Annotated in this window: 23 protein-coding genes and 1 pseudogene; 8 read left to right on the top strand and 16 right to left on the bottom strand. The window is 64.8% G+C overall.

The genetic code is table 11. From position 1 onward, the window contains the following. Positions 1–38 precede the first annotated feature (38 nt). Both EB230_RS06065 and EB230_RS06060 read right to left on the bottom strand, forming a co-directional pair. Positions 39–831: pseudogene (locus EB230_RS06065) on the bottom strand (ATP-binding cassette domain-containing protein). Between the two features lie 111 nt (positions 832–942). Next, a complete protein-coding gene (locus tag EB230_RS06060; protein WP_155772500.1) occupies positions 943–1,086 on the bottom strand; it encodes a hypothetical protein in 144 nt (47 codons plus the stop codon). 36 nt (positions 1,087–1,122) lie between these two features. On the opposite strand from EB230_RS06060, the gene EB230_RS06055 reads away from it, so the two are divergent. Further along, positions 1,123–1,809 carry an isochorismatase family cysteine hydrolase gene (locus EB230_RS06055; protein WP_056574917.1) on the top strand — a complete coding sequence of 229 codons (687 nt, stop codon included), beginning with the start codon at positions 1,123–1,125 and terminating at the stop codon, positions 1,807–1,809. Between the two features lie 6 nt (positions 1,810–1,815). Here the strand turns inward: EB230_RS06055 and EB230_RS06050 are convergent, their stop codons facing one another. From EB230_RS06050 to EB230_RS06040, 3 genes are all read right to left on the bottom strand, one after another. Next, the gene (locus EB230_RS06050; RefSeq protein WP_056576420.1) at positions 1,816–2,760 is read right to left on the bottom strand and encodes an LLM class flavin-dependent oxidoreductase; all 945 of its coding nucleotides are present in this window, start codon (positions 2,758–2,760) and stop codon (positions 1,816–1,818) included. Positions 2,761–2,898: 138 nt separating this feature from the next. Further along, a complete protein-coding gene (locus EB230_RS06045) occupies positions 2,899–3,054 on the bottom strand; it encodes a hypothetical protein (protein ID WP_010912229.1) in 156 nt (51 codons plus the stop codon). A 203-nt stretch (positions 3,055–3,257) separates the two neighbouring features. Beyond that, positions 3,258–4,091: a helix-turn-helix transcriptional regulator gene (locus EB230_RS06040; RefSeq protein ID WP_172371829.1), complete on the bottom strand. Its 834-nt coding sequence runs from the start codon at positions 4,089–4,091 to the stop codon at positions 3,258–3,260. 167 nt (positions 4,092–4,258) lie between these two features. Between EB230_RS06040 and EB230_RS06035 the strand changes: the two genes are divergently transcribed. Next, complete coding sequence (locus EB230_RS06035; RefSeq protein ID WP_172375011.1) at positions 4,259–5,758, top strand: amino acid permease; 1,500 nt, start codon at positions 4,259–4,261, stop codon at positions 5,756–5,758. Positions 5,759–5,809: 51 nt separating this feature from the next. Then, positions 5,810–6,577: an SDR family oxidoreductase gene (locus EB230_RS06030; RefSeq protein ID WP_172371828.1), complete on the top strand. Its 768-nt coding sequence runs from the start codon at positions 5,810–5,812 to the stop codon at positions 6,575–6,577. A gap of 65 nt (positions 6,578–6,642) precedes the next feature. Here the strand turns inward: EB230_RS06030 and EB230_RS06025 are convergent, their stop codons facing one another. The 7 genes from EB230_RS06025 to EB230_RS05995 all read right to left on the bottom strand — a co-directional run bounded on the left by EB230_RS06025 (position 6,643) and on the right by EB230_RS05995 (position 14,463). Next, positions 6,643–7,587, bottom strand: coding sequence for an ABC transporter permease (locus tag EB230_RS06025; protein WP_172371827.1), 945 nt, complete (start codon positions 7,585–7,587; stop codon positions 6,643–6,645). Then, the gene (locus tag EB230_RS06020; RefSeq protein WP_056574901.1) at positions 7,584–8,639 is read right to left on the bottom strand and encodes an ABC transporter permease; all 1,056 of its coding nucleotides are present in this window, start codon (positions 8,637–8,639) and stop codon (positions 7,584–7,586) included. Before EB230_RS06020 ends, EB230_RS06025 begins: the two co-directional genes overlap by 4 nt. Continuing rightward, a complete protein-coding gene (locus EB230_RS06015; protein WP_172371825.1) occupies positions 8,639–10,150 on the bottom strand; it encodes an ABC transporter ATP-binding protein in 1,512 nt (503 codons plus the stop codon). The genes EB230_RS06020 and EB230_RS06015 overlap by 1 nt, the downstream gene beginning before the upstream one ends. Positions 10,151–10,322: 172 nt before the next feature. Beyond that, positions 10,323–11,354 (bottom strand): BMP family protein, encoded by a 1,032-nt coding sequence (locus EB230_RS06010; protein WP_056574893.1) that lies wholly within the window; start codon positions 11,352–11,354, stop codon positions 10,323–10,325. A 253-nt stretch (positions 11,355–11,607) separates the two neighbouring features. Then, entirely contained in the window at positions 11,608–12,813 is a 1,206-nt protein-coding gene (gene pcaF, locus EB230_RS06005; RefSeq protein ID WP_172375009.1) for a 3-oxoadipyl-CoA thiolase, read from the bottom strand. Between the two features lies 1 nt (position 12,814). After that, the gene (locus EB230_RS06000; protein ID WP_172371823.1) at positions 12,815–13,609 is read right to left on the bottom strand and encodes a CoA-transferase subunit beta; all 795 of its coding nucleotides are present in this window, start codon (positions 13,607–13,609) and stop codon (positions 12,815–12,817) included. Next, positions 13,606–14,463: a CoA transferase subunit A gene (locus EB230_RS05995; RefSeq protein WP_172371821.1), complete on the bottom strand. Its 858-nt coding sequence runs from the start codon at positions 14,461–14,463 to the stop codon at positions 13,606–13,608. The genes EB230_RS06000 and EB230_RS05995 overlap by 4 nt, the downstream gene beginning before the upstream one ends. Before the next feature lie 118 nt (positions 14,464–14,581). On the opposite strand from EB230_RS05995, the gene EB230_RS05990 reads away from it, so the two are divergent. Next, positions 14,582–15,352 carry an IclR family transcriptional regulator C-terminal domain-containing protein gene (locus tag EB230_RS05990; protein ID WP_172371819.1) on the top strand — a complete coding sequence of 257 codons (771 nt, stop codon included), beginning with the start codon at positions 14,582–14,584 and terminating at the stop codon, positions 15,350–15,352. Positions 15,353–15,368: 16 nt separating this feature from the next. Here EB230_RS05990 and EB230_RS05985 read toward each other — a convergent pair whose 3' ends face one another. The 4 genes from EB230_RS05985 to EB230_RS05970 are packed head-to-tail and all read right to left on the bottom strand — an operon-like array spanning position 15,369 to position 20,287. After that, entirely contained in the window at positions 15,369–16,667 is a 1,299-nt protein-coding gene (locus tag EB230_RS05985; RefSeq protein WP_172371817.1) for an FAD-binding oxidoreductase, read from the bottom strand. A 2-nt stretch (positions 16,668–16,669) separates the two neighbouring features. After that, positions 16,670–18,049, bottom strand: coding sequence for a glutamine synthetase family protein (locus EB230_RS05980; protein WP_056576417.1), 1,380 nt, complete (start codon positions 18,047–18,049; stop codon positions 16,670–16,672). A 5-nt stretch (positions 18,050–18,054) separates the two neighbouring features. Further along, a complete protein-coding gene (locus EB230_RS05975) occupies positions 18,055–19,338 on the bottom strand; it encodes a glycosyltransferase (protein ID WP_172371815.1) in 1,284 nt (427 codons plus the stop codon). Between the two features lie 10 nt (positions 19,339–19,348). Continuing rightward, positions 19,349–20,287, bottom strand: coding sequence for a GntR family transcriptional regulator (locus EB230_RS05970; protein WP_172371813.1), 939 nt, complete (start codon positions 20,285–20,287; stop codon positions 19,349–19,351). A gap of 235 nt (positions 20,288–20,522) precedes the next feature. Between EB230_RS05970 and EB230_RS05965 the strand changes: the two genes are divergently transcribed. From EB230_RS05965 to EB230_RS05950, 4 genes are all read left to right on the top strand, one after another. Then, complete coding sequence (locus tag EB230_RS05965) at positions 20,523–21,590, top strand: spermidine/putrescine ABC transporter substrate-binding protein (RefSeq protein WP_056574869.1); 1,068 nt, start codon at positions 20,523–20,525, stop codon at positions 21,588–21,590. Between the two features lie 92 nt (positions 21,591–21,682). Beyond that, the gene (locus EB230_RS05960) at positions 21,683–22,525 is read left to right on the top strand and encodes an ABC transporter permease (RefSeq protein ID WP_056574866.1); all 843 of its coding nucleotides are present in this window, start codon (positions 21,683–21,685) and stop codon (positions 22,523–22,525) included. Next, a complete protein-coding gene (locus tag EB230_RS05955; RefSeq protein WP_172371812.1) occupies positions 22,518–23,312 on the top strand; it encodes an ABC transporter permease in 795 nt (264 codons plus the stop codon). Before EB230_RS05960 ends, EB230_RS05955 begins: the two co-directional genes overlap by 8 nt. After that, positions 23,309–24,382, top strand: a complete 1,074-nt coding sequence (locus EB230_RS05950; RefSeq protein WP_172371810.1) for an ABC transporter ATP-binding protein — start codon at positions 23,309–23,311, stop codon at positions 24,380–24,382. Before EB230_RS05955 ends, EB230_RS05950 begins: the two co-directional genes overlap by 4 nt. Positions 24,383–24,388 lie beyond the last annotated feature (6 nt).

The raw sequence follows: 24,388 nt of genomic DNA, 5'->3' as shown, positions 1-24,388 counted from the left end.
ACCAGCCGCTTCCTATTGCGCCACCGCATCAAATCTCGTCACGGCACATAGCCGACGGGTTGTCCGGTGACCGGGTGCGCGAACACGCCCGTGTCCACACCGAAAATGCCTTTCAGCACATCGCCCGGCATGATTTCGCCTGGTGTGCCGCGCGTCAGCAGCTTGCCGTCCTTCAGCGCGATCAGCTCGTCGCGATAGCGCGCCGCCATGTTGGGATCGTGCAGCACCACGACGACGCAGAGGTCGCGCTTGCGGCTGAGTTCCTTGACTAGCCCCAGCACCTCGACCTGGTGGGCGATATCGAGTGCGGAGATCGGCTCGTCGAGCAGCATCACGCCGGCGTTCTGCGCCACCGGCACGGCAAGCCACGCGCGCTGGCGCTCGCCGCCGGACAATTCGTCGACCAGACGGTCTGGCGAAACCGTCCATGTCGGTCAGCACAAGCGCCTCGTCGACATGCGGCCTGTCCGGCCCGCTGAAGCGGCCAAGCGCGCTATGCCAAGGATAACGCCCAAGCGTCGCCAATTCGCGGACCGTGAGGCCCGTTGCCGCCGGCATCGTCTGCGACAGATAGGCGAGCGCGCGGGCGAGCTCACGAGCGCCCCATTTCGGCAACGGCCGCCTGGCGAAGGTGATGGCGCCGGAACTTGCCGGCTGCTGGCGCGCCAGCAGCTTGATCAGTGTCGACTTGCCCGAACCATTGTGGCCGATCAGCCCGTAGACGCGCGAGCGCCGCAGTTCGAGCGAGACAGGGCCAAGCAGCGTCCGCTCGCCGACGGCAAACCGCACCGCGTCGATATGGAAGGCGGTCTCGGCTCCAGCCACGGTCATGGTGTCTCCAGTGCGGCCACCCGCATTTCCAATTTCTGGCCTCGGCGGCCCAATGTCGGGTTGACTATGAAACATGACCTTAATAGTCAACATTTAAGATGACTGCAACAATCAACAAATCAGGCCCGTGGCGCCGACCGCATTGTCGTCGTCTCGGAAGCCGGCATTGCCGAACAGGGCTCGCACCGGAAGCTGATCCATGCCGATGGTGTCTGCCGGGGCCTGTATGACGCCCAGCATCTGGTATCGGCGCATTGAACCATTATGGTTGGTCGAAACCGGGAGCCATAAATGATCAAGGCAACGCCATTCGACTTCCCTTATGACGGCAGGCTTGTGGCCGAAAGCACAGCGCTTGTCGTCATCGACCTGCAGCAGGATTTCCTGTCGACGACGGGCTATTTCGCCAGGCAGGGATATGACCCCTCGCCGCTGCGGTCGATCCTGCCCACCGTGAACCGGCTGATATCAGCCGCGCGCGGAGCCGGCGTGAGGGTCATCCACACGAGGCAGGGTTATCGCGCCGACATGGCGGACATGACCCCCTACGAAAAATGGCGCCGCAAGCGCTCCGGCCTTGACGGAACCGAAATCCTGCTGCGCTCGGGACCGGGATTCCAGATCGTTCCGGAAATCGATGTCGCGCCTGATGACATCATCGTCGACAAGACCTGCAACAGCGCCTTTACCTATACGGACTTCGAGCTTGTGCTGCGCGCGCAAGGCATCACGCATCTCATGTTTTCGGGATGCACGACCGATGTCTGCGTCCACACCACGCTGCGCGAGGCCTGCGACCGCAATTTTCAGTGCCTGACGATCTCGGACGCCTGCGCCAGCGGCGACAGGCAGGCCCACGAGGCGGCGCTTCACATGGTGACGGTCGAGGACGGCGTCTTCGGGGTGTTGGCCGATTCAGCAGCCGTCATCGAGGGCCTGTCGCGGCTTGGCGACAGGCGGGGCGCGACAGATGATTGATCGGCTTCAGCCGGCAGCCCGCGTCTCCAGCCCTGCGCGAGGCGCATAGGCCCCCGGCCGGAAAGCATCATGGTCTTCGCGGCGCGCCAGGGAATTGCGCAGCAGGGCGATGGTCTCCCTGCCAACCGTCGCGATCTCACGCGGCGTGTCGACGCCGATGATCATGAATTCGTCGATCCCGAGCCCGGCATAGGCAAGCAACGACAGGGCGGCTTGGGCTGGCGGGCCGGACAGGTCGACCGCCTTGTAGCCGGCGATGGAAGCGCCTTGGTGGATCCTGACCGGAAGCGCGAAGCGCAGCTTGCCGGCCCGGCCGTGTTCGGCGGCGGCACCGCGCACCCGCTCCATCAGTTGCCGGACCTCATCAATCGAGCCCGGCGCCAGTTCGAAGACATCGGCATGCCGGCCGGCCACCTTCAGGGCCGTTCCCGATTGGCCGCCCATGCGGATGACAAGGTCGGCGCCATGCGGACCCTTGCGCGGCACATAGCCGCCCTTGATGCTGTAGAAGGCGCCTTCATGGTCGAAGGGCCGGTCGTTCGACCACAGCCGCTTCAAAAGCACCAGATATTCGTCGATGCGCTGCCAGATCACGCCATGTCCTACCGGCCGCGTCTCGGCGTCGTCGTCGTTCAACGGCTCGCTGATCATCCGAAGCGCCAACCGTCCGCCGCTCTCCCTGTCGATCGATGCCAGCTGGCGGGCCGCCACGGTCGGTTCGATCACGCCGGCCCAATGGGTCAACACCACTTCCAGCGACGCGGTGCGATTGAGCACCTGGGCACCAAGATCCATATTGGTCAGCAGTCCGGCCGGATCGTCGACGACGATCTTCTGGAAGCCGCCATCCTCGATCAGCCCGAGCTTGGTCGCGGTCTCGGCGAAATCGTAGAAGAAGGGAACGGCGGCGTCAGCGGACTTGCCTGGGACATGGGTGAATTCGATCGGCATTGTCATCTCCTCCATCGCTGGAATCATGGATGCTGTGAAATGCGAACCACGGTCGCGCGCAAACGCACCGGGATCCGGTTCATTCAACTCCGATTGCCTGAAGACAGTGGGGAAACTAACCCCTGCCGGTCTGACGCCTTAGGGAATAAGGCCCAGAACGACGGCCCCGGTGAACACGAACGCAAGGGCAAAGACGAGATAGGCGAAAGCTCCGGCATAGGCCGGGCGAAAGGTCTGGGCGTTGGCCAGCCTCTGGCCGCTGCTGTCAGTCTGAGCGTTCTGGATATAGGACATATCGACCTCCGTCTCGCCCGTTAATCTATAAAACTTGTAGACTTTGTCGATTGCTATTTTACGCCATTTACTGGAATAAATTTCTTAAAATCTCGGGAGAATCGGTATTCTCAACCGGGATTTAGCCTATCCGGGTCTGTTCGTCCGACGCAAAAAGCCAGCTGGATCACCGGCTTGCGATGTTCTTCAGGCCCATCGGCGGGTCATCGGCCCGCCAGCAGATGCTTGATGAACAGGTTGAACAGTTCCGTCTGGCTGGAAATGTCGAGTTTGGCATAGATGTGCTTGCGATGGATCTTCACCGTGCCCTCGGCGATCTCCAGGATGCGGCCGATCGACATCGAGGAATGGCCGCGCAGGATCAGGCTGACGATGCCTTGCTCGCGCCGCGTCAGCCGCGACGGCGCGAAGGTCTCGAACGCCTGTTCGACATCCTGGCTGGTGGGCTGCTGGGCCGGCTCGCTGTCCGAACCGGCCGGCGCCAGATGCTCCCAATGCCGTTGCGCCAGGCTGGTCGCCATCGGCGCCGTCCGCTGCAGCCGCTCGAAGTCCTTCTCGCGGAAAGCCGGGCTGCCATTTGCCCGCAGCAGCGAATAGGCGATATAGAAGCTGCCCTGGACCGGAACGAGGAAGACGATCTCCTCCGCCAGCGTACCCGATTCCATCGAAATGCAGGGATGCACATCGGGCGAATTGTAATATTCGCCCTCGAAGAAAGCGTCCGGCGCCAGGTCGGCGAGGCGATGCAGCCCTTGCGGCGCGCGGCGCAGGCAGGCCGAATAGACGGCATCGAGCAGATAGGTTCCGTTGAGGTAATTGGTCATGATCTGGGTCGAGGACACCGCGCCCAGCCCATCGTGCAGCAACATCGGCCGGTCGCGGCCGGGATAGGCGAACGCACAGCTGAGATCGAAGGGGGCTACCTCGCGCAAGGCGCTATCGAGCCTTCCGGCAAAGCCCGGTTTTCCGATCATCGACACCAGCTCCGGCAAGGCATCATGCCAGCCCGCCAGCGCCGCCATTTCCAGTGAACTCATCCTCGCTTCCTTGCCTGCACATCCTGCGCGTCGCGGTTCGCGCGCAACATATCTCCTTGGGGATATATACGCTGGCGGCGTGCTCTTGAACTATGCCCCGATCGCAAGAGAGCGAAGCGGCCACGCTTCGCTGGAAACGAAGGGGAACAGCGATGACAGAGCAAGCAATGGAGCGCGGCACGGCCGGCGTTACCTACCAGACCGTCGACAAGCAGTATTTCGAACAGCGCCAATTGCAGCGCCACGCCGGCCTGTTCTCGCTGTGGATGATGGGCGTCGGCGCCGTGGTGGCCGGCGAATATTCCGGTTGGAACATCGGCCTCGCGCAAGGAGGCTTCGGCGGCATGCTGCTGGCCGCGTTGATCATCGGCTTCATGTATATCTGCCTGTGCTGCTCGATCGGCGAGATGAGCGCCGCCTTGCCGCATACTGGCGGCGCCTATTCCTTCTCGCGCACCGCGCTCGGCCCCTGGGGCGGCTTCACAACCGGCCTCGCCGAGAACATCGAGTTCGTGCTGGCGCCGGCCGCCAACATGTTCTTCATGAGCTCCTATCTCGCCGCGATCTTCGGCACGCCTCAAAGCGCGCTGCCGTTGTGGTGGGTGGCCGGCTACGTCGTGATGCTCGGCCTGTCGCTACGCGGCCTCGAACTGTCGATGAAGGTGGTGATCTATGTGACCGTCGCGGCGATCGCCGTGCTCGTGTTCTTCTTCGTCGTCGCCATCCCGCATGTCGACTTCTTCAGATACGCGCTGAACATCGGCGCGGCGGCGGACGGTCCGGCGGCACTGGCGGACGGCAACGGCCCCTGGTTGCCCTTCGGCTTCACCGGCGTGATGCTGGCCCTGCCCTTCGGCGTCTACATGTTCCTGGCCGTCGAACAGCTGCCGCTGACGGCCGAGGAGGCCAAGAACCCCACCCGCGACATGCCGCGTGCGCTGATCCTGTCGATCGTGACGCTGATCGCGCTGGCACTCGGGGTTCTGTTCTTCAGCGCCTCGATCCCGCATGGCGCGCACGCCATGGGCTCTTCCGGCGAACCCCTGCTTGACGGCTTCCGCACCATATTCGGCGACGGCTGGGCCAAGCTTTTGGCTTCGGTCGCGGTGCTCGGCCTTGCCGCGAGCTTTTTCGCCGGCAGTTTTGCCTCCGGCCGCAACATCTACTCCCTGTCGCGCGCCGGCTATCTGCCGACGGCACTTTCGGTGACTGGCGCCCGCACCAAGACACCCAACCGGGCGCTTGCCACCGGCTCCGCCATGGCGCTGCTGATGCTGCTCGTGGTCTGGTATCTCGGCGGCGAGAACAATGTCGCCTTCATGGGCGGCTTCCTGGTCTCGATGATCGTCTTCGCCGGGATGGTGTCCTACATCCTGCAGAGCATCGCATACCTGCGCCTGCGCACGCTCTATGCCTCGATTGCCCGCCCCTTCGCCAGCCCGCTCGGCAAGTTCGGCGCCTACGCCACGATCCTGATCTGCATCGTGACGCTGGCTTACCAGTTCTTCGATCCGCTCTACGGCTGGGCGGCGATCGCGGCGGCGGTGTGGTATGCGATCGGCCTCGCCTACTTCGCCTTCTACCGCCGCCATCGCCTGGTGCTGTCGCCGGAAGAGGAATTCGCTGTCTCCGGTGGCTCCCTTGGCCATCCCGAGCGCGAGGGATAGCATTGCGATCGAAGACGAAAAGTCACTGAAACGGGACGGGAGTAAAAAGTCATGGGCACAAGACTGGCCGGCAAGGTCGCCATCATCTCGGGCGGCGCGACGGGAATGGGCGGAGCGGCCTCGGAGCTGTTCGCGGCCGAAGGCGCCAAGGTGGCGATCATCGACCGCAATGGCGAGGCGGCCGCGGCAACGGCGGCGGCGATCCGCGCGCGCGGACACATAGCCGAGCATTTTGTCGCCGACGTATCCGACGAAGCCCAGGTTCAGGCGGCGGTAAAGGGCGCGGCGGAGAAACTCGGGCCGGTCACGGTGCTGTTCAACCATGCCGGCACCATCGTGATTAAGCCGTTCCTGGAGACGACCGTGCAGGAATGGGACTGGCTGCATGCCGTCAATGTCCGCTCCATGTTCCTGATGACCCGCGCCGTGCTGCCCGGCATGATCGCGGCCGGCGGCGGCTCGATCGTCTGCACCTCCTCGATCTCGGCGGTGGCGGCGACACCGATGGAGGTGCTCTACGACACCACCAAGGGCGCCTGCCACATGTTCGCCCGCGCCATCGCCGTCGAGTTCCGTGACCGCAACATCCGCTGCAACGCCGTCTGCCCCGGCTTTATCAGGACGCCGCACGGCCTGCGCGAGGTCGCCGACCTCGGCAAGCTTGGCGTCGACGTTTCGGATGCGGCACTCGCCGCGCAGCAGGGGCGCATCGGCGAGCCTGAAGAAGTGGCGAAGGCAGCGCTGTATCTCGCCAGTGACGAGGCCAGCTTCGTCAACGGCGCGCATCTGTTCGTCGACAACGGTTTTACCGCGATGTGAGGCTTTCCAAGGGACAGCTTGGCGCCCTTCCTCTACCCCGTCGATCGGGGGAGAGGAACCGGGTCCTACCGCTCTTCCCTTCGAAACGGCTTCAGCAGCGCCGACGGCGCCACCGCATTGCGCGACATCACAGCCATCGCGACGATGGTGAAGATGAAGGGCAGCATCAGGAATGCTTCGTAGGGTATATGCCCGAGCCCGCTCGCCTGCATGCGCAGCTGCAGCGCATCGACGAAGGCGAACAGCAGCGCCGCGCCCGCCGAGCGCCACGGGTCCCAGCGGCCGAACACGACGAGCGCGATCGCCACCCAGCCACGCCCCGACACCACGCCGAAGGTGAAGGCGTTGAACTGCGCCATCGACAGGAAGGCGCCGGCGAGCCCCATCAGCGCCCCGCCGAGAATGACAGCCTGGAAGCGGGTTGCAATGACGCTGACGCCAGCCGAGTCCGCCGCACGCGGGTTCTCGCCGACCATGCGCACCGACAGGCCCCAAGGCGTGCGGTAGAGCACGAAGGCGGCGAGCGGGATGGCCAGGATCGCCATGTAGACCAGGGCGAACTGGTTGAACAAAGCCGGCCCCAACACTGGAATGTCGGAGAGGATCGGGATCGGCAGCGTCTGAAAACCCTTGATGCTTGGCGGCACCGATTGCTGGCCGAAGATCAGCCGGTAGAGGAAATAGGCGAGGCCCGACGAGAACAAAGTGACGCCGATGCCGCAGACATGCTGGCTGAGGCCAAGCGCCACCGTGAACAGCGCGTGCAGCGCGCCCATCAGCATGCCGGTCAGCACCGCGACCAGCACGCCGAGCCACAAGCTGCCGCTCAGGCTGGTGGCGGTGAAGCCGGTCATCGCGCAAAGCAGCATGATGCCTTCGATGCCGAGATTGAGCACGCCAGCCCGCTCGGAGAACATTTCACCCAGGGTGGCGAAGGCCAGCGGTGTGGCGATGCGGATGATGGCGGCCAGGAAGCCGACCTGGAAGATCTGTTCGAACACCGCGCTCATGAGGCTGTCCCCACGCGGCGGATGCGATAGGCGGTGAACAGCAGCGCCACCAGCATGGCGAGCAGCGCTGTCCCCTGGATGACATCGCTGAGGAAGGCCGGCACGCCGGTTGCCCGCGACATCGCCTCGGCGCCGGTCATCACGGCGGCGAGGAAGATCGCCGCCGGCACCACGCCCAGCGGGTTGAGGCGCGCCAGCATGGCAACGACGATGCCGGAATAGCCATAGCCCGGCGAGATGTCGCTCATCACCTGGAAATGCACGCCGCCGACTTCGCCGACGCCGGCAAGCCCGGCCAGCGCACCCGACAGCAGCGCGGTCGACAGCAGCACGCGTTCGACATGGATGCCGCCATAGCGTGCGGCTTCCGGATTCTCGCCGGTGACCCTGATCCTGAAGCCAAGCGTCGTGCGCGCGATCAGGAACCAGATCAGAGGCGCGGCGATCAGCGCCACCACGACGCCGAGATGCAGGCGCGTGCCTTCGATCAGCACCGGAAAGTTGGCCGAATCCTCGATCGGCGGCGAGATCGGATAGCCGCTGAAACTATCCTTCCACGGCCCTTCGATCAGCGCCATCAGCGCGTAGTAGATGACCGAGTTGAGCAGCAGCGAGCTCACCACATCGTCAACCCTGAACTTGACCCGCAGCGTCGCGGGAACAAGGGCGACGGCCGCTCCGGCGGCGGCACCCGCGACAGCCATCAGCAGCATGGCGAGCGCCCCTGGCATCGGGATCGCGCCGACGAAGCAGCTGGCGACCGCGCCGGCCAGCAATTGCCCTTCAGCGCCGATGTTCCAGAATTTGGCGCGGAAGGCGACGGCGACCGCCAGCCCGGTGAAGATCATCGGTGCGGCGCGCACCAGCGTTTCGGTGATAGCATAGCTGTCGCCGAGCGAGGCCGTGAACATCACCCCGTAGGATTCGAGCACGCCAGCGCCGGCCAGCGCGATGAGGCCGCTGCACAGGACAAGCGTGGCGCCGATCGCCAGCAGCGGCAGTGCCAGATTGAACCAGGCGGGCGTGGAGGTGCGGACTTCCAGGCGAAACATCAGCTGTGGCCCCCCGCCCCGGTCATCATCAGGCCGAGCCGCGCGATCGTCGTATCGGCGCTGTCGAGCGTGCCGACGATGCGGCCCTCATACATCACCGCGATGCGGTCGCAGAGAACGAGCAGTTCTTCGAGATCCTCGCCGATGACGATGATGCCGCAGCCCTTGGTCCGCATGTCGAGAAATTTTTCGTGGATGAAGCGCGCCGCGCCGATGTCGAGGCCGCGCGTCGGCTGGGAAACGATCAGCACTTTCGGATCGAAGGCGAGCTCGCGCGCCAGGAGCGCCTTTTGCAGATTGCCGCCGGACAGCGCCCCGGCTCGGGTCATCGGCCCGGGGCACCTGATATCATAGGCCTTGATCTGCGCCTCGGCGAAGGCGCGGATCGCGTCAGGCTTGAGCAGGCCCTTGGCTGAAAACGCGGCGGTGCCGATGCGCGGCAGCACCATCGAATCGGCGAGCGGCAGATTGGTGACCAGGCCGGTCGTCATGCGGTCTTCCGGGATGCGGCCGAGGCCAAGCGCCTGCACCTCGCGCGGCGAGAACCGCGACACCTTCTGGCCGGCGATCGTCATCCGGCCGGCATCGGGCGCGCGCACGCCGGAGATCACCTCCGCCAGCGCCCGCTGGCCATTGCCCGACACGCCGGCAATGCCGAGGATTTCACCGGCGCGAACGGCAAGCGACACGTCGCGCAGCACTGTGCCTGAATGACGCGAGGTGGAAATGCCGTCGAGCGTCAGCACGTCGGCACCGGGCGTCGACGCGCCCCTTGCCGGCGGCACGATTTCGTGGCCGCACATCAGTTGTGCCATCGCAGCCGACGTCGTGTTGGGCGGATCGTCGACACGGCCCGCGACACGGCCATGCCGCAGCACGGTGCAGCGATGGGTGAGCGCCCGCACCTCGTTGAGCTTGTGCGAGATGAAGATGATGCCGAGGCCCTGTGCCGCCATCGAGCGCAGCGCTGAAAACAGTCCGTCGACCTCGCTTGGCGCGAGCACCGCCGTCGGCTCGTCGAGGATCAACAGCCTGGCGCCGCGAAACAGCGCCTTGACGATCTCCAGCCGCTGCTGTTCGCCGACCGACAGCGCCGAAACCGGCAGATCGGGATCAAGCGTCAGCCCATGCTGGCGGCTGATTTCGGCCAACCGCGCCAGCCCGCCGGCGCGATCGATCCGCCCGGATTTTCCCGGGATGCCGATGAGCAGATTTTCCAGGACCGTCAGCCGTGGCGCAAGATGAAAATGCTGGTGCACCATGCCGATGCCGGCGGCCAGCGCATCGGCCGAACTGGTGATCCTCACTGGCCGGCCCTGGATCAGGATTTCGCCGGCGTCCGGCGCGTAGGCGCCGAACAGCACGTTCATCAGCGTCGTCTTGCCGGCGCCGTTCTCACCCAGCAGGCCAAGGATCTCGCCCGGCGCGACGCTGAGGTCGACGGCCTCGTTCGCCTTGACGGCGCCGAAGCTCTTGGTGATGCCGCGCATTTCGATGAGTGGGGCGGGCAAGGGGACTCCTGCGGAGATGCCCCTCCCCCTCGAGGGGAGGGTGCCGAGCGAAGCGAGGCGGGAGGGGTCACCTCGGCTGCCTCAACCTATAACTTAACAAGATGGAGCGCGGCGCGGCGGACCCCACCGGTCCTGCGAGCCACCCTCCCCTCAAGGGGGAGGGAAATCCGCTCTAATCCGAAACCGGCGTGTTCTCGTCGACGTCGACGCGGAAATTGCCTTCCAGGATTTCGGCCTTCTTCTTCTCGACCAGGTCCTTGACGTCAGCCGGCAGCGTCTTGTCGAACTTGTGGTACGGGGCGAGATAGGAGCCGCCCTTGGCCATGCGCGAGAAATCGCCATAGTCCTGCGCGGTGTAGACCCCGGCCTTGACCAGTTTGATCGCCTGTTCGACGGTCGGATACATATCCCAGACCGGGCCGGTGATGACCGTGTCGGGGCCGAGGCTCGACTGGTCGGACATGTTGGAGATGGCGTAGATCTTCTTTTCGACCGCCGCCTCGATGACGCCGAAGCGCTCGGCATAGATGACGTCGACACCGGCATCGATCTGCGCCACCGCGGCCTCCTTGGCCTTCGGCGGATCGAAGAAGGAGCCGATGAAGGCGACCTTCTTCTTGACGTTCGGATTGACCTCCTTGGCGCCGGCAAAGAAAGCGTTGACCAGCCGGTTCACTTCCGGAATGCCCATCGCCGCCACGGCGCCGACCGTGCCCGATTTCGACATCTTGCCGGCGATCATGCCCGAGAGATAGGCCGGCTCATGGATCCAGTTGTCGAAGACACCGAAATTGGGCTCCGCCGGACCGGCGCCCGAGCCGAACAGCCAGGCCGTCTTGGGGAACTGCTTGGCCGTGCGGCGCGACTCGCGCTCGGCGGCGAAGGCGTCGCCCAGCACCAGCTGGTAGCCGCCTTGCGCATATTCGCGCATGACGCGGCTGAAATCGGCGGTCTGCACCTTCTCGGACCATTTGTATTCGATACCCAGTTCCTTCTCGGCCTTCTGCAGGGCGACATGGATCTGGTTGTCCCAGGGCTCCTCGATCGGCGTGGCGAAGATCGCCGCCACCTTCAGTTTCTTGTCCTTGGCGAAGGCTGCGCCCGGCAGCATCGCCGCTGCCAGGCCAAGCGCGCCGAGTTCCAGCACATTGCGTCGCGAAATCCCTTCGCGTGTCGATTGGAATTTGGTCTTCCGGTTTTCCATTGCAGTCCCCTCTGTTCGACAGCCGTGTCGAGCCGGCTGTTCTAGAAATCAGCCTACAGCGCCGCGCGTCCCTCGGACGCGCAAAGGACGCTGTAGCTTCTTAGTTCTGCGCATGATCCTTTCGGAAAATCGATTTCGATTTTCGGGGTCATGCGCGGGGAACTATGGAACGAGGCCGGGCTTTTGTCCACATGGTCAAATTTGGCGACGCACCGAATCCGACCATGATTCGGCAAGCCAGGGAATCGCGCGATCAGACCCTTCCGAGCGCGATGGCGATGCCCTGGCCTACGCCGATGCACATGGTGGCCAGGGCATAGCGGCCGCCACGTTCGCGCAGCTCCAACGCCGCCGTGCCGGAGATGCGTGCGCCCGACATGCCCAGGGGATGGCCAAGCGCGATGGCGCCGCCATTCGGATTGACGTGCGGTGCATCCTCGGCGATGCCGAGCTGGCGCAGCACGGCGATGCCTTGCGAGGCAAAGGCTTCGTTGAGCTCGATGACATCGAATTCTTTTGGCGTCAGGCCAAGCCGGGCGCACAGTTTCTCGGTGGCCGGCGCCGGGCCGATGCCCATGATGCGCGGCGCGACGCCGGCAGCAGCGCCGCCAAGGATGCGGGCGATCGGCGTCAGGCCGTATTTCTTCACAGCAGCCTCGGAAGCAACGATCAGCGCCGCCGCGCCGTCATTGACGCCGGAGGCATTGCCGGCCGTCACCGTGCCGCCCTGACGGAACGGCGTCGGCAACTTGGCCAACGTCTCGACCGTGGTGCCGGCACGGGGATGCTCGTCCTTCGACACGACGACGGCATCGCCCTTGCGCTGCGGGATCGTCACCGGCGTGATCTCCTTGGCCAGTCTTCCATTGGCCTGCGCGGCGACGGCCTTGTCCTGGCTGCGCACGGCAAAGGCGTCCTGGTCCGCGCGCGAGACGGCAAAATCCTCGGCGACGTTCTCGCCGGTTTCAGGCATCGAATCGACCCCGTACTGCTTTTTCATCAGCGGGTTGACGAAGCGCCAGCCGATGGTGGTGTCGTAAATCTCGGCATTGCGCGAAAAGGCCGTGTCGGCCTTGGGCATGACGAACGGCGCCCGGCTCATCGATTCGACGCCGCCGGCGATCATCAATTCCGCCTCGCCGGCCTTGATGGCGCGGGCGGCGATGGTCAGCGCGTCCATGCCCGACCCGCACAGCCGGTTGACGGTCGAACCCGGGATCTCCTTCGGCAGGCCGGCCAGCAGCAGCGCCATACGCGCCACGTTGCGGTTGTCCTCGCCGGCCTGGTTGGCGCAGCCATAGACGACATCATCGACCGCCTGCCAGTCTATGCCGGCATTGCGCTCGACCAATGCCTTCAGCGGGATGGCGCCGAGATCGTCCGCGCGTACCGAGGACAGCGAACCACCGAAGCGGCCGATCGGCGTGCGGATATAGTCGCAGATATAGGCCTCGGCCATGTCATGCAGCCTTTGCTTTTCCGGTTCCCTCATGCGCCGCCCTGGTGCGGGTTTGCAGGTCGCGCAATGTATTGAGTTCGAGTTCGCTTGGCGCCGGTGTTTCGTCAAGCGCCTCGGCGAACCTAACGACCCAGCCACAGCTTTCCTGCACCTGCTGGCGGGTGACGCCCGGATGCAGCGACACGACGGTGAATTCCTTGGTCACCGGGTCCGGCTTCCAGATGGCGAGATCGGTGATCAGCAAGGTAGGGCCCGATGTGTCGATGCCCAGCCGCTGGCGATGGTCGCCGCCCTCGCCATGGCCGAAGGACGTGAAGAAGTCGATCTTTTCGACCATGCCACGCTTGGTCTGCGCCATGGTGATGTAGATTTCCTTCGACGAGGTCGCGATCTCCGGCGCGCCGCCACCGCCGGGCAGCCTGGTCTTGGGATGGAAATAATCGCCGATCACCGTGGTGTTGATGTTGCCGAACTTGTCGAGCTGGGCAGCCCCCAGGAAACCGATCGAGATGCGGCCACCCTGCAGCCAGTAGCGGAACATTTCCGGCACCGCGACGGTGGTGACAGCGGTTTCGCACAATTCGCCATCGCCGATCGACAATGGCAGCACGTCAGGCGCGGTGCCGATCGTGCCGCTCTCATAGATCAGCGTGATGTCGGGCGCATGCGTCAGTCGCGCCACATTGCAGGCGGCCGACGGCGCACCGATGCCGACGAAGCAGACATCGTCGTTCTTCAACGCTCGGCTGGCGGCAATGGTCATCATCTCGTTGGGGGTGAAGCCTATCGCGCTCATGCCGCTTTCCTCAGATGCTCGACACGTCCGGCGAAGTCACCGGCGCTCTTCTCGATGACGTTTGCCTGCATCCAGGCCTGGAATTTCTCACGGTCGGCGGCGATCTCGTCCCACTCCAGATAGGCGGCGTTGTCGCGTGCGTAATAGCCATGCGCGTAGGATGGGTGCGATCCGCCCGGCACGACGGAGATCGCCGCGATCGTCCAGCGTGGCAGCACCGTCAGATTGGGATGGAGATCGTCGAAATTGTCGACCACTTCCTCGACGGTCACCACGGCGCGTTTGGCCGCCAGCACCGCTTCCTTCTGGATGCCGATAATGCCCTCGACCAGCACATTGCCTTTCTTGTCGGCCTTCTGCGCATGGATGAAGGTGACGTCGGGACGGATCGAAGGAACCGCCGCCAGCACCTCGCCGGTGAACGGACACGTAACCGACTTTATGTTCGGGTTGACCGCCGCGAGGCCTGCGCCGCGATAGCCACGAAACACCGCGCAGGGCAGGCCGGCCGCGCCCGCCTCATAGGCATTGGCCATGCCGGCATGGCTGTGCTCCTCGACCTCGATCGGCCGGGGAAAACCGTTCTCGATGGCGTCGCGCGCGCGCCGCAGCAGGCCGACGCCGGGATTGCCGACATAGGAGAAGACGATCTTCTTCGCCATGCCCATGCCGATCATCTGGTCGTAGATCAGGTCCGGCGTCATGCGGATCAGGGTCAGGTCGCGAAATCCCTGGCGGATCGCCTCATGCGCGGCGGCTGTCGGGATCAGATGGGTGAAGCCCTCGAAGGCGACGGAGTCGCCATTGTTCAGATTCTCCGCAACGGCCTGCTTGAGCGGCAGGAACTTGACCATCGCCAGGGCTCCAATCCAAAAAGTTCGTATTGCGAACATATGTTTTGTATGTGATACTTCTAGTCCGGTTAAGGGCGCGGAGTCAATCTTGGCGACAACGCCCTTGCGCGGAGGCGAGATGAACGACGAGACCCCTTCCCGCGATCATGTCGGCTCGCTCGAACGCGGCCTTGCCGTCATGGAAATCCTGGCCCGGCATCCGGCGGGCATGACGCTGACCGAAATGGCCGAGGAGGCGGGCCTGACCCGCGCCGGCGCCCGCCGCTTCCTGCTGACCTTGGTTGCCACGGGCTATGCCACACAGGCCGGCCGCGTGTTTTCGCTGTCGCCCCGCCTGCTGACTGTTGCCCGCACATGGCTCGGCGGCGCCTCCCTCTGGAGCTTTGCCGCCCCCATCATGCGGGCCGTGGCGGCACAACTGAACGAGGCTTGCTCGGCCGCGATCCTGTCGGGCGAGGATGTCGTCTACGTCGCCCGTATTCCCGGCCGCCGTATCCTCAGCGTCTCGCTCGATGTCGGCACGAGGCTGCCGGCCTACTGCACCTCGATGGGACGGATCCTGCTTGCCGGCCTGACATCAGGGGAACTGGACACATTTCTCGGCCAGGCGACCATCGAGAGACGAACGCCAAAGACCATCACCGATAAGCGTGCGCTGGCCGGCGCCATTGGCAAGGCGAAGGCGGACGGCTTCGCCATCGTCGACGAGGAACTGGAGCTCGGCCTGCGCTCCATTGCCGTGCCGATCCGCGACCGGGCGAAGCGCACGGTCGCGGCGATCAATGTCTCGACCCAGTCGGCGCGGTTCAACGTCGCCGAGATGGAGCGGGAAATCCTGCCGGCGCTGCTTGGAGCCAGAGAGCGCATCGAGGATTTTTTTGTCGTCTAGACCGCATCCGGCAACCTCAATGCTTGATCCGGTCCCGCATCGCGTACCACAGCATGCCCAGCACATAGAGCGGCCCACGCAGCGCCGTGCCGCCGGGGAACGGCATGGGCGTGAGCGTCGAGAACAGATCCAGCCGTGAGGCATCGCCGGTGATCGCTTCGGCGAGCAGCTTGCCCGACAGTGTCGACAGGATGACGCCCTTGCCGGAATAGCCATGCGCGAAATAGACCTCGCCATAGTGCCCGACATGCGGTAGCCGCGACGTCGTCACCGAAACCAGGCCGCCCCAGGCATGATCGATGCGGCAACCCCTAAGCTGCGGAAACGTGCCTTCCATATGCGGCCGCACGAAGCCGGCGATGTCGGCCGGCGGCGACGGCGTGTAGCGCTCCCCGCCGCCGAAAAGCAGGCGGCCATCCGCCGACATGCGGTAGTAGTTGACGACGAAGCGTGTGTCGGACACCGCGACATTGGCCGGGATGACATTGCGCTTGCCCTCCAGCGGCTCGGTAGCGACGATGTAGTTGCCGACCGGCATGATGCGGCTGTTGACGCGCGGCTCCAGCCCGTGCAGCAGCGCATCGCCCGCCAGCACGACATGTTTGGCCCGCACCGAACCCTTCGATGTCGAGACGCGGATCGAAGGCTCGCGCTCCAGCTTCACCGCCACCGAATTCTCATGGATGACGACGCCGGCGGCCGCGGCCGCGCGGGCAAGGCCGAGCGTGTAGTTCAGTGGGTGCATATGGCCGCCGAGCGGCTCATACATGGCACCGTGATAGGGCGTGTCGACCTTGGCGCGTGCGGCCGTCGCCGACAGGATCTCGACGTCGCGAAATTTCATCACGCTCTCGAGGCATTTGGCCTCTTCTTCCAGATCCTTGAGGTCGGAGCCGTTGACCGCGCCGACCAGATGGCCGGTCAGCCTCACGTCGCAATCGATGGCATGGCGCTCGATGATGTCGAGCACCAGGCCGCGCGCCTCGAAGGCGAGGTCGAACAGCACCTTCGCCCGCTCGGGACCGTAGAGCTTGACCAGACCCTTGGCGCCCTTGCGCAGGCCGGGGATCATCTGGCCGCCATTGCGCCCCGAAGCGCCCCAGCCAATCTTGCCGCCTTCGAGCAGCACCACCTTCAAGCCGCGCTCAGCGGCATGCAAGGCGGCGGACAGCCCGGTGCAGCCGCCGCCGACGACGACCAGGTCGGCCTCGACATCACCGGCAAGCGCCGGATGATCAGGCGCCGGATTGGCCGTGGCGACATAGTAGGATTTGCCGATATCGAGACCGGAATTGAAGCCTGTCGAAGATGCCATGATCACACCTTCAGCAGCAGATGATCGCGTTCCCAGCTCGTCACCACGCTCTGGAACAGGTCGAGCTCGACGCTCTTGACGCGCAGATAGGTCTGGAAAAAATCCTCGCCGAGCAGTTTGCGCACCGGGTCGCAAGCCTCGAAACGATCGAGCGCCTCCTCCATGGTCTTCGGCAGCGTGCTCTTGATCTTGTAGGCATTGCCCGACGCCTCGGCCGAGCGCGCCAGCTTCTGCTCGACGCCGAGATAGCCGGCGAGCAGCGAGCCGGCGATCGCCAGATACGGATTGGAATCGGCGCCCGGCAAGCGGTTCTCCACCCGCCGCGCGGCGCGCCCGCCGGCCGGCACGCGCAGGCCGCAGGAGCGATTGTCATGCGACCATTCGATGTTGGCCGGCGCGCTGTGGTTTGGCCTTATGCGGCGGAACGAGTTCACATTGGGCGCGAACAGCGGCATGATTTCGGGGACATATTTCTGCAGGCCGCCGATGAAATGGCCGAACATCTCGGTGTCGGCATCATCCGCGCCGGCAAACAGCGCGTTGCCCGCGTCGTCGACGACGGACATGTGCAGATGCATCGAGCTGCCGGCCTGCGCGGCGATCGGCTTGGCCATGAAGGTCGCATGCATGCCGTATTGCTGCGCGGCCTGGCGCGTCAACCGTTTGAACAAAAGCACCTGGTCGGCCAGCGGCAGCGCGTCGCCATGCAGGAGATTGATCTCCAGCTGCGCCGTGCCCGATTCGTGGATCAGCGTGTCGAGCGGCAGTCCGGCGGCCGCGGCATACTCATAGACGCGCCGGATCACCGGCTCGAACTCCTCGAGCGCCGCCATGTCATAGGGATGCTGCACGGTTTCAGCGCGTCCATTGGCCCCGAACGGCGCGGTCAGGGGTTTGTCCGGATCGGGATTATGCGCGGTCAGATAGAACTCGACCTCCGGCGCCACCACGGCCCGCCAGCCACGCTGGCGGTAGAGATCGAGCACGGCGCGCAGCACGTGGCGCGGCGAGGCCATCCATGGCCTGCCGTCCATGTGGAAGGCGTCGGCGAAGACATAGGCTTTCCCCGCCCCAGCGCCGGGCGCCAGGCACAGCGTCGAGACATCAGGCACCATGCGCATGTCCGGGTCCGAATAGGCAAAACCCTCGTCGATCGAGCCGGAATAGCGGCCGTCGATGCTGACCAGGAAGGCGCTGCTTGGCAGATAGAGCGCGCGGTCTTCCAGCGCCTTGAGGAATTTTGCCGCCGGCAGCGCCTTGCCGCGCAGCACGCCGTTCATGTCGGGCACCAGGCATTCGACCTCGTTGATGCCGTGCTGGCCCAGCCAGGCCTTGGGGTCGTTGCCGCTGGAGAGAGAGGTATTCGTGTTCTTGTCGAGCATTTCGTTCACGTCCGTATCAGGGAGAGTATGGCTTGCGCGGCCACGTCCGTTCCGGGTTTCAGCGCCATCTGGGCTGCATTGTCCCTCAGGCGGGCGCGCATGGCGTTATCGGCCAGCAGGCCGAGAATGGCTCTCTCCAATACTCCCTCGGTCCAGCCGTCGCGGCCGATATGATCGCCGGTGCCGGTCTCTTCGGCGCGGCGCGCATTGTCGTGTCCGTCCCAGCAATAGGGCATGATCAGCGACGGCACGCCGAAGCGCAGCGCCTCGCAAAAGCTGTTGTTGCCGCCATGGTGGATGAACAGGTCTGACTTCGCCACCACCGAAGGCTGCGGAAACCAGGCGTCGAGATAGACATTGTCAGGCACCGCGCGATATGCGTCGCGCAGGCCGCCGGCATTAACGATGAAGCGCGCGGGCAGCCTGTCGAAGACGGCGAGCATGCGCTCGATCAGCCCGACATCCATGGCACCGAGGCTGCCGAAGCTGACATAGACCAGCGGTCCGCCATTGCGCGGGAAGACCGGCACCTCGAACGGTCCTTCCGACCGCACACAGCCCTCGAGATAGACGAAGCGGGCCGGATCGAGCGGCTTGGCACGCTCGCGGCGCACGATCGTCGGCGTCAGCAGCAGGTTGAGGTCGGGCGAACTTTCCAGGAACAGGCCCTTCGGCAACGGCGCCAGGCCGGCGTCCACACGAAAACGGTTGAAGCGGTCATGCGCGGGCGCGGAGGCCGAGAGATAGCGGGCCTCGAACGCCGCGCGTTGCGGATCATCGGCGCCGAGGCCGGACAGATAGGGTGGCACCTGGGCGTCGGGCAGCTCCGTCTCCGCGCAGGAGACGACGCGCACCCAGGGACAGCCGGCGGCGGCGATCGCAGGGAACATGATGACATTGTCGAGTACCACCGCGTCCGGCTTCAGCCGCGCCAGCAATCGGCGCAGCGGTCCCTCGGCATTGACCGCCGTATCGACGATCGCCTGCCAGGTCGGCGCGACATAGGTTTCGAGCTGGTCGATCGGGCTGAGCCTGAAATGCGGCAGGTGCCGGCGCACGAAGGCCTGCCAGTAGCTCTGGCGCTCGCTGTCGCTCAGCGGCTCGTCGGTCGGCAGCTGGTATTCCTGGAAACCATAGTCGGCAAAGACGCCGGAGAAGCCGGCATGGCAGATGAAGACCGGCCTGGCGCCCTTGGCCCGCAACGCCTGCGCGATGCCGACGCAATTCAGCGCCGCCCCGAAACTGGCTTCGGGAAACAGCGCGATGGTCGGGCTGGCTTTACGCGTCAATTAATCCTCTTCATTCCGGCCGGCTGATCATGCTGAACAGAGCGGGGGCGCCGCGGCTGGCCGCCTGCGGTCGCTGGTTGCGGGAGAGCCGCAGGTGGATGCGAAGCAGATCTGCAGCCACCTCATACTGCCGGCTTTCGAGATGGTCGAGTATGTTCAGGTGTTCCAGCAAGGATTGCCGGAGCCGGAAGACGTTGACGCCGCCGTAGAGGCCCGGCAGCCGGCGCAGCCTGAGGTGATCGGCCAGCGCGTCGGCGACGAAGCGATTGGCGCAGCCCTCGGCGATCATGCCGTGAAAATCTATATCCAGCCGCTGGAACTCGCGCGTGTCGAAGGCGGCATCCGGCAGCGCCGATAGCGCGTCCATGCCTTGGCGCAAGGCCGCCGCCCGCGCGCCGTCCAGCCGGAAGCCCGGCGTCAGGATCGCCACGGGCTCGAGCACCAGGCGGAATTCATAGCTTTCGCCTTGCGCCTCCGGATCGTCGGGCGTGCGGCGGAACAGCCATGACTGTCCGGGCGCCCGGTCCAGCAGATTCTCTTCCGTCAGTTTATTAAGCGCTTTTAGTACCGTCTTCCGCTCGGCATTGTAGCGTCGCATCAACGCTGCGGCGGTCACCGTCTGGTCCAGCCTGCGCGCCGAACGGTCGCGCAGGATCGCCTCGGCAAGCTCGTCCTCCTCCGCGCTGGGAAGCTCGGTGGCAATAGCCGGCTGCGCTGCGAGGTCGACCGCCAGGTGGTAACCGGTATCGGCCTCCCAGCGCACGACGCCCCGTTCCGCCAACAGGCTGAGTGCTGCCCGCACCGGCGTGCGCGAGACATTGCACAGCGAAGCGATCTGCTGCTCAGGCAGGCGCGCGCCGGGCTCGAAGCCGCGCTGCCGCGCCACATCCAGGATGCGCTGTGCCAGATCGAGATGGTTGGTGCGAGGGCGTCGGGCTGCGGCTTGCATGACTGGTCTCGGCGGACGGATGGGACCTCACTGGTTTGGCCGATCGCCGGGACAAGCGCAATCGGCCAGATTCCTCGGTCGGTTGGCAAATTATGGATTGACGTACTTTTTTCTGCAATAGTACTGTCAGTGCAATCGGCGATAAAAAGACCGAGGGAACAGGATCGAGGGCAGCGGCGTGGGTCGCACCCGGTCCAGCACAGAATTCGACGATCAACCGGAATGGGAGTCTGCCATGACCGCTACCAGCCCGCGGCGCCGTGCGCTCAAGGTTTCTTCAATCGCTGTCGGCCTTGCCCTGGCGCTGTCCGCCGCACCGGCAATGGCCGCCGGCCTCGTCATCTCCAACTGGGACGGCTACATGGCGCCCGATGCCATGGCCTCCTTCAAGACCGCGACCGGCGTCTCCGGCGAGGTCGTGGTGCACGCCACCAATGAAGAGATCATGGGCAAGCTGATCGCCGCCGGCGGCAAGGGCTATGACGTGGTCTTCGTTTCCTCGCCCTTCGCCGAAGTGCTGAACAAGCTTGGCCTGACCGAGCCGATGGACCACGCCAAGATCCCCAACCTCGCCAACCTCTATCCCGAGGCAACGAAACTGCCGCACGATGTCGGCAACACGTTCTCCGTGCCGTACACCTGGGGCACGACGGGCCTCTGCTACCGCTCGGATCTCGTCAAGGCGGCGCCAACGAGTTGGAGCGACCTGCTCGCCCCTTCCGACGAGCTGAAGGGCAAGACCACCATGCTGGCGACCGATCGCTGGCTGCTGGCCGCCGGCCAGCTCGACAAGGGCTTTTCCGTCAACGAGACCGATCCGGCCAAGATGGCCGAGGTCAAGGACCTGCTGATCTCGGCCAAGAAGACCTTGCTCGCCTATGACGACACCACCTTCTATTCGAAGCTGGTTTCCGGCGAGGCGCTGATGGTGCAGGCCTGGGACGGCTGGTGCAATTACGGCATCGCCGAAAAACCCGAGATCAAATACGTCATCCCGAAGGAAGGTTCCGATCTCTGGGTAGACACGATGGTGGTGATGAAGGCTTCCGAGCACAAGGACGACGCCTTCAAGTTCATCAACTTCATGCTCGACGCCAAGAACCACGCCTGGGCGGCGCAAAACATCGACTACAAGGTGCCGAACAAGCCGGCGATGGAAAGCCTGCCGGCCGACTTCCTCGCCAAATTCCCCAACATGGCGATGCCGGTGGCCGATCTCGTCAAGTTCGAGCAGCTGCGTGACGTCGGCGAAGCCCAGCGCGACTATTCCAAGATCGTCAGCGAGATCAAGGCCGCGCAGTAAGCGGCGCGGATATCACGGCCGGCAGCGCTTCGTCTGCCGGCCCTGAGCGGTACCCTGAATTGTCCCAGACCCGACTTCGTTCCTCCTTGCTGATGGCCCCGGCGCTGGTCTGGCTGACCGCGCTGATGGTGGTGCCGTGCGCGCTGGTGCTGGCGCTCGCCTTCTTCCGGCGCGGCATCTATGGCGGCATCGACTATACCTTCACGCTGGAGAATTTCGGGCTGGTCTTCGACCCGCTCTATGCCGGCATCTTCCTCAAATCGGCGCGCATCGCCGGCACAGCCACCCTGATCGCGGTGGTGGTCGGCTATGCCGCCGCTTATGCGATCGCTGCCGCGCCGCGCCGGTGGCAGCCGGTGTTCCTGTTCTTCGCCGTGCTGCCGTTCTGGTCCAACTACCTGATCCGCACCTACGCCTGGATCGTGTTGCTCAACCGTGAAGGCCTGATCACGCAACTGCTGCGCTGGTTCGGCTACGCCGGCGAGCCGCCGTCGATGCTCTATACCGAAGGCGCCGTCATTGCCGGCTTGGTCTACAACTATCTGCCCTTCGTCATCCTCGCCTGCTACGCGCCTCTGTCCCGGCTCAACCCGGAGCTTGCCGAAGCCTCGCGCGATCTCGGCGCCTCGGCCGCCACCACCTTTCGCCGTGTCATCCTGCCGCTGACCGTGCCCGGCATAGCCGCCGGCGCCGTCTTCGTCTTCGTGCTGTCGATCGGCAATTTCGTCACCCCGGCCCTGCTCGGTGGCGGCCGTTTCCAGATGATCGGCAATCTGGTCTACGACCAGTTCCTGACCGCCAATGACTGGCCCTTCGGCGCGGCACTCGCCATGGCGCTGATCGCCATCATGCTTCTGGTGCTGATGGCGCAAGCGCTGGCCGCCGACCGCGCCTCGGGGCGGGTGGCCGAGGCCAAAGGTAATGTCGATGGCTGAGCGTTCCCCAGCCACGCGGCGCACGCTCTGGTTCGTGCTTACCCTCGTCTTCGCTTTCCTCTACATACCGATCGCCGTGCTGGTCGCACTGTCCTTCAACGAAGGCGGGCTGCCGACGGCATGGTCGGGCTTTTCGCTGAAATGGTATGCCTCGCTGGCCAACAACTCCGCGATCCTTTCCGCCGCGCTCAACACCCTGATCGTGGCGCTGGTCTCCACCGCCATCGCAACGCTGCTCGGCACGCTGCTGGCGATCGGCGTCGAGATGCGCCGGCAATACGGCAGGGGCCTGGAAGCGCTGATCTTCGCGCCGATGATCATTCCCGACATCGTGCTGGCGATCGCGTTGCTGTCGTTCTTTTCCATGCTCAACCTGACCATGGGGCTGCACACCATCATCCTCGCCCATGTCGTCTTCAACCTCGCCTTTGTCTGCTCGGTGGTGCGTGCCCGGCTGAAGAGTTTCGACTGGTCGATCGCCGAGGCCTCCGCCGACCTCGGCGCCTCCGCCGTAACCACCTTCCGGCGCGTGACCTTGCCGGTCATCCTGCCGGCGGTGATCGCCGGCGCGCTGCTTGCTTTCACGCTTTCGGTCGACGAGTTCATCATCGCCTTCTTCACATCCGGTGCCGGCCGTGCCTCGACCACGCTGCCGATGCAGATCTACGCCATGATCCGTTTCGGCATCACGCCGGAGATCAATGCGCTGGCGACCATCGTCATGGCCGTCTCCATCACCGCGCTCACCCTGTCGCAGCGGCTCAATCGAGGGATTATCGGCCAATGAGCGAACCGCGCACGCTGCTGGCCATCGACCATGTGTCGAAGAAATTCGGCCGGGTCACCGCTGTCGACGGCATCTCGCTCGACATCAGGGAGAACGAGTTCTTCGCGCTGCTTGGGCCCTCCGGCTGCGGCAAGACCACGCTCCTGCGCATGCTGGCCGGCTTCGAGACCCCGACCGACGGACGCATCCTGCTCGACGGCAAGGACATCGCCCGGACGCCGCCCAACAAGCGGCCGGTCAACCTGATGTTCCAGTCCTACGCGCTGTTCCCGCATATGAGCGTGCGCGCCAATGTCTCCTACGGGCTGGAAATGGAGCGCTTGCCGGCTAAGGAAATCCGCTCCCGCGTCGACGCCATCCTGGCGACCACAGAACTGGTCCCGTTCGCCGACCGCAAGCCTGACCAATTGTCCGGCGGCCAGAAGCAGCGCGTCGCGCTCGCCCGCGCCCTGGTCAAGCGGCCGCGCCTGCTGCTGCTCGACGAGCCGCTCGGCGCGCTCGACAAGAAACTGCGCGGCGCCATGCAGCTGGAGCTGAAGCGCCTGCAGCACGAGGTCGGCATCACCTTCGTCATCGTCACCCACGACCAGGAAGAATCGCTGGTCATGGCCGACCGCATGGCGGTGCTGAAAGACGGCAGACTGCTGCAATGCGACACGCCGCACGCGATCTATGAACATCCGGCCGATCGCTTCGTCGCCGACTTCATCGGCGTGATGAATTTCGTGCCCGGCAAGGCTGCCGCCGATGGCGTGCTGGCCGCGAGCGGCGCGCGCGTCACGGGCAAGGTCCCCGCCACACTTTCACCTGGCGCGTCCGCTGTCGCGTCGGTGCGGCCCGAACGCATCCGATTGTTCCCGTCAGCCGAGACCGCCAACCGCGCCACCGGCACGGTCGAGGCGCTGGCCTATCACGGACTCGACCTGCAGCTGCATGTCCGCACGCTTTTGTCGCCAAAACCGTTTCTGGTGCGGGTCACCGCCGACGCCGCCGACCGGCGGCCTGTCGCATCAGGCGACCAGGTCGAACTCGGCTGGGACGCCGCCGATGTCAGAATTTTTGAGGAATAGAGGAGA

Origin of the sequence: Mesorhizobium sp. NZP2234, assembly GCF_013170765.1 — a bacterium.
Classification (GTDB): Bacteria; Pseudomonadota; Alphaproteobacteria; order Rhizobiales; family Rhizobiaceae; genus Mesorhizobium; species Mesorhizobium loti_D.
This window is presented reverse-complemented; position numbering and strand designations above follow the sequence as displayed.

Bases quoted from the DNA above. Each gene is read 5' to 3' on its own strand.
- EB230_RS06060 (WP_155772500.1), bottom strand. From the start codon at position 1,086: ATGCGCCGATACCAGATGCTGGGCGTCATACAGGCCCCGGCAGACACC.
- EB230_RS06055 (WP_056574917.1), top strand. From the start codon at position 1,123: ATGATCAAGGCAACGCCATTCGACTTCCCTTATGACGGCAGGCTTGTG.
- EB230_RS06050 (WP_056576420.1), bottom strand. From the start codon at position 2,760: ATGCCGATCGAATTCACCCATGTCCCAGGCAAGTCCGCTGACGCCGCC.
- EB230_RS06045 (WP_010912229.1), bottom strand. From the start codon at position 3,054: ATGTCCTATATCCAGAACGCTCAGACTGACAGCAGCGGCCAGAGGCTG.
- EB230_RS06040 (WP_172371829.1), bottom strand. From the start codon at position 4,091: ATGAGTTCACTGGAAATGGCGGCGCTGGCGGGCTGGCATGATGCCTTG.
- EB230_RS06035 (WP_172375011.1), top strand. From the start codon at position 4,259: ATGGAGCGCGGCACGGCCGGCGTTACCTACCAGACCGTCGACAAGCAG.
- EB230_RS06030 (WP_172371828.1), top strand. From the start codon at position 5,810: ATGGGCACAAGACTGGCCGGCAAGGTCGCCATCATCTCGGGCGGCGCG.
- EB230_RS06025 (WP_172371827.1), bottom strand. From the start codon at position 7,587: ATGAGCGCGGTGTTCGAACAGATCTTCCAGGTCGGCTTCCTGGCCGCC.
- EB230_RS06020 (WP_056574901.1), bottom strand. From the start codon at position 8,639: ATGTTTCGCCTGGAAGTCCGCACCTCCACGCCCGCCTGGTTCAATCTG.
- EB230_RS06010 (WP_056574893.1), bottom strand. From the start codon at position 11,354: ATGGAAAACCGGAAGACCAAATTCCAATCGACACGCGAAGGGATTTCG.
- pcaF (WP_172375009.1), bottom strand. From the start codon at position 12,813: ATGGCCGAGGCCTATATCTGCGACTATATCCGCACGCCGATCGGCCGC.
- EB230_RS06000 (WP_172371823.1), bottom strand. From the start codon at position 13,609: ATGAGCGCGATAGGCTTCACCCCCAACGAGATGATGACCATTGCCGCC.
- EB230_RS05995 (WP_172371821.1), bottom strand. From the start codon at position 14,463: ATGGTCAAGTTCCTGCCGCTCAAGCAGGCCGTTGCGGAGAATCTGAAC.
- EB230_RS05990 (WP_172371819.1), top strand. From the start codon at position 14,582: ATGAACGACGAGACCCCTTCCCGCGATCATGTCGGCTCGCTCGAACGC.
- EB230_RS05985 (WP_172371817.1), bottom strand. From the start codon at position 16,667: ATGGCATCTTCGACAGGCTTCAATTCCGGTCTCGATATCGGCAAATCC.
- EB230_RS05980 (WP_056576417.1), bottom strand. From the start codon at position 18,049: ATGCTCGACAAGAACACGAATACCTCTCTCTCCAGCGGCAACGACCCC.
- EB230_RS05970 (WP_172371813.1), bottom strand. From the start codon at position 20,287: ATGCAAGCCGCAGCCCGACGCCCTCGCACCAACCATCTCGATCTGGCA.
- EB230_RS05965 (WP_056574869.1), top strand. From the start codon at position 20,523: ATGACCGCTACCAGCCCGCGGCGCCGTGCGCTCAAGGTTTCTTCAATC.
- EB230_RS05960 (WP_056574866.1), top strand. From the start codon at position 21,683: ATGGCCCCGGCGCTGGTCTGGCTGACCGCGCTGATGGTGGTGCCGTGC.
- EB230_RS05955 (WP_172371812.1), top strand. From the start codon at position 22,518: ATGGCTGAGCGTTCCCCAGCCACGCGGCGCACGCTCTGGTTCGTGCTT.
- EB230_RS05950 (WP_172371810.1), top strand. From the start codon at position 23,309: ATGAGCGAACCGCGCACGCTGCTGGCCATCGACCATGTGTCGAAGAAA.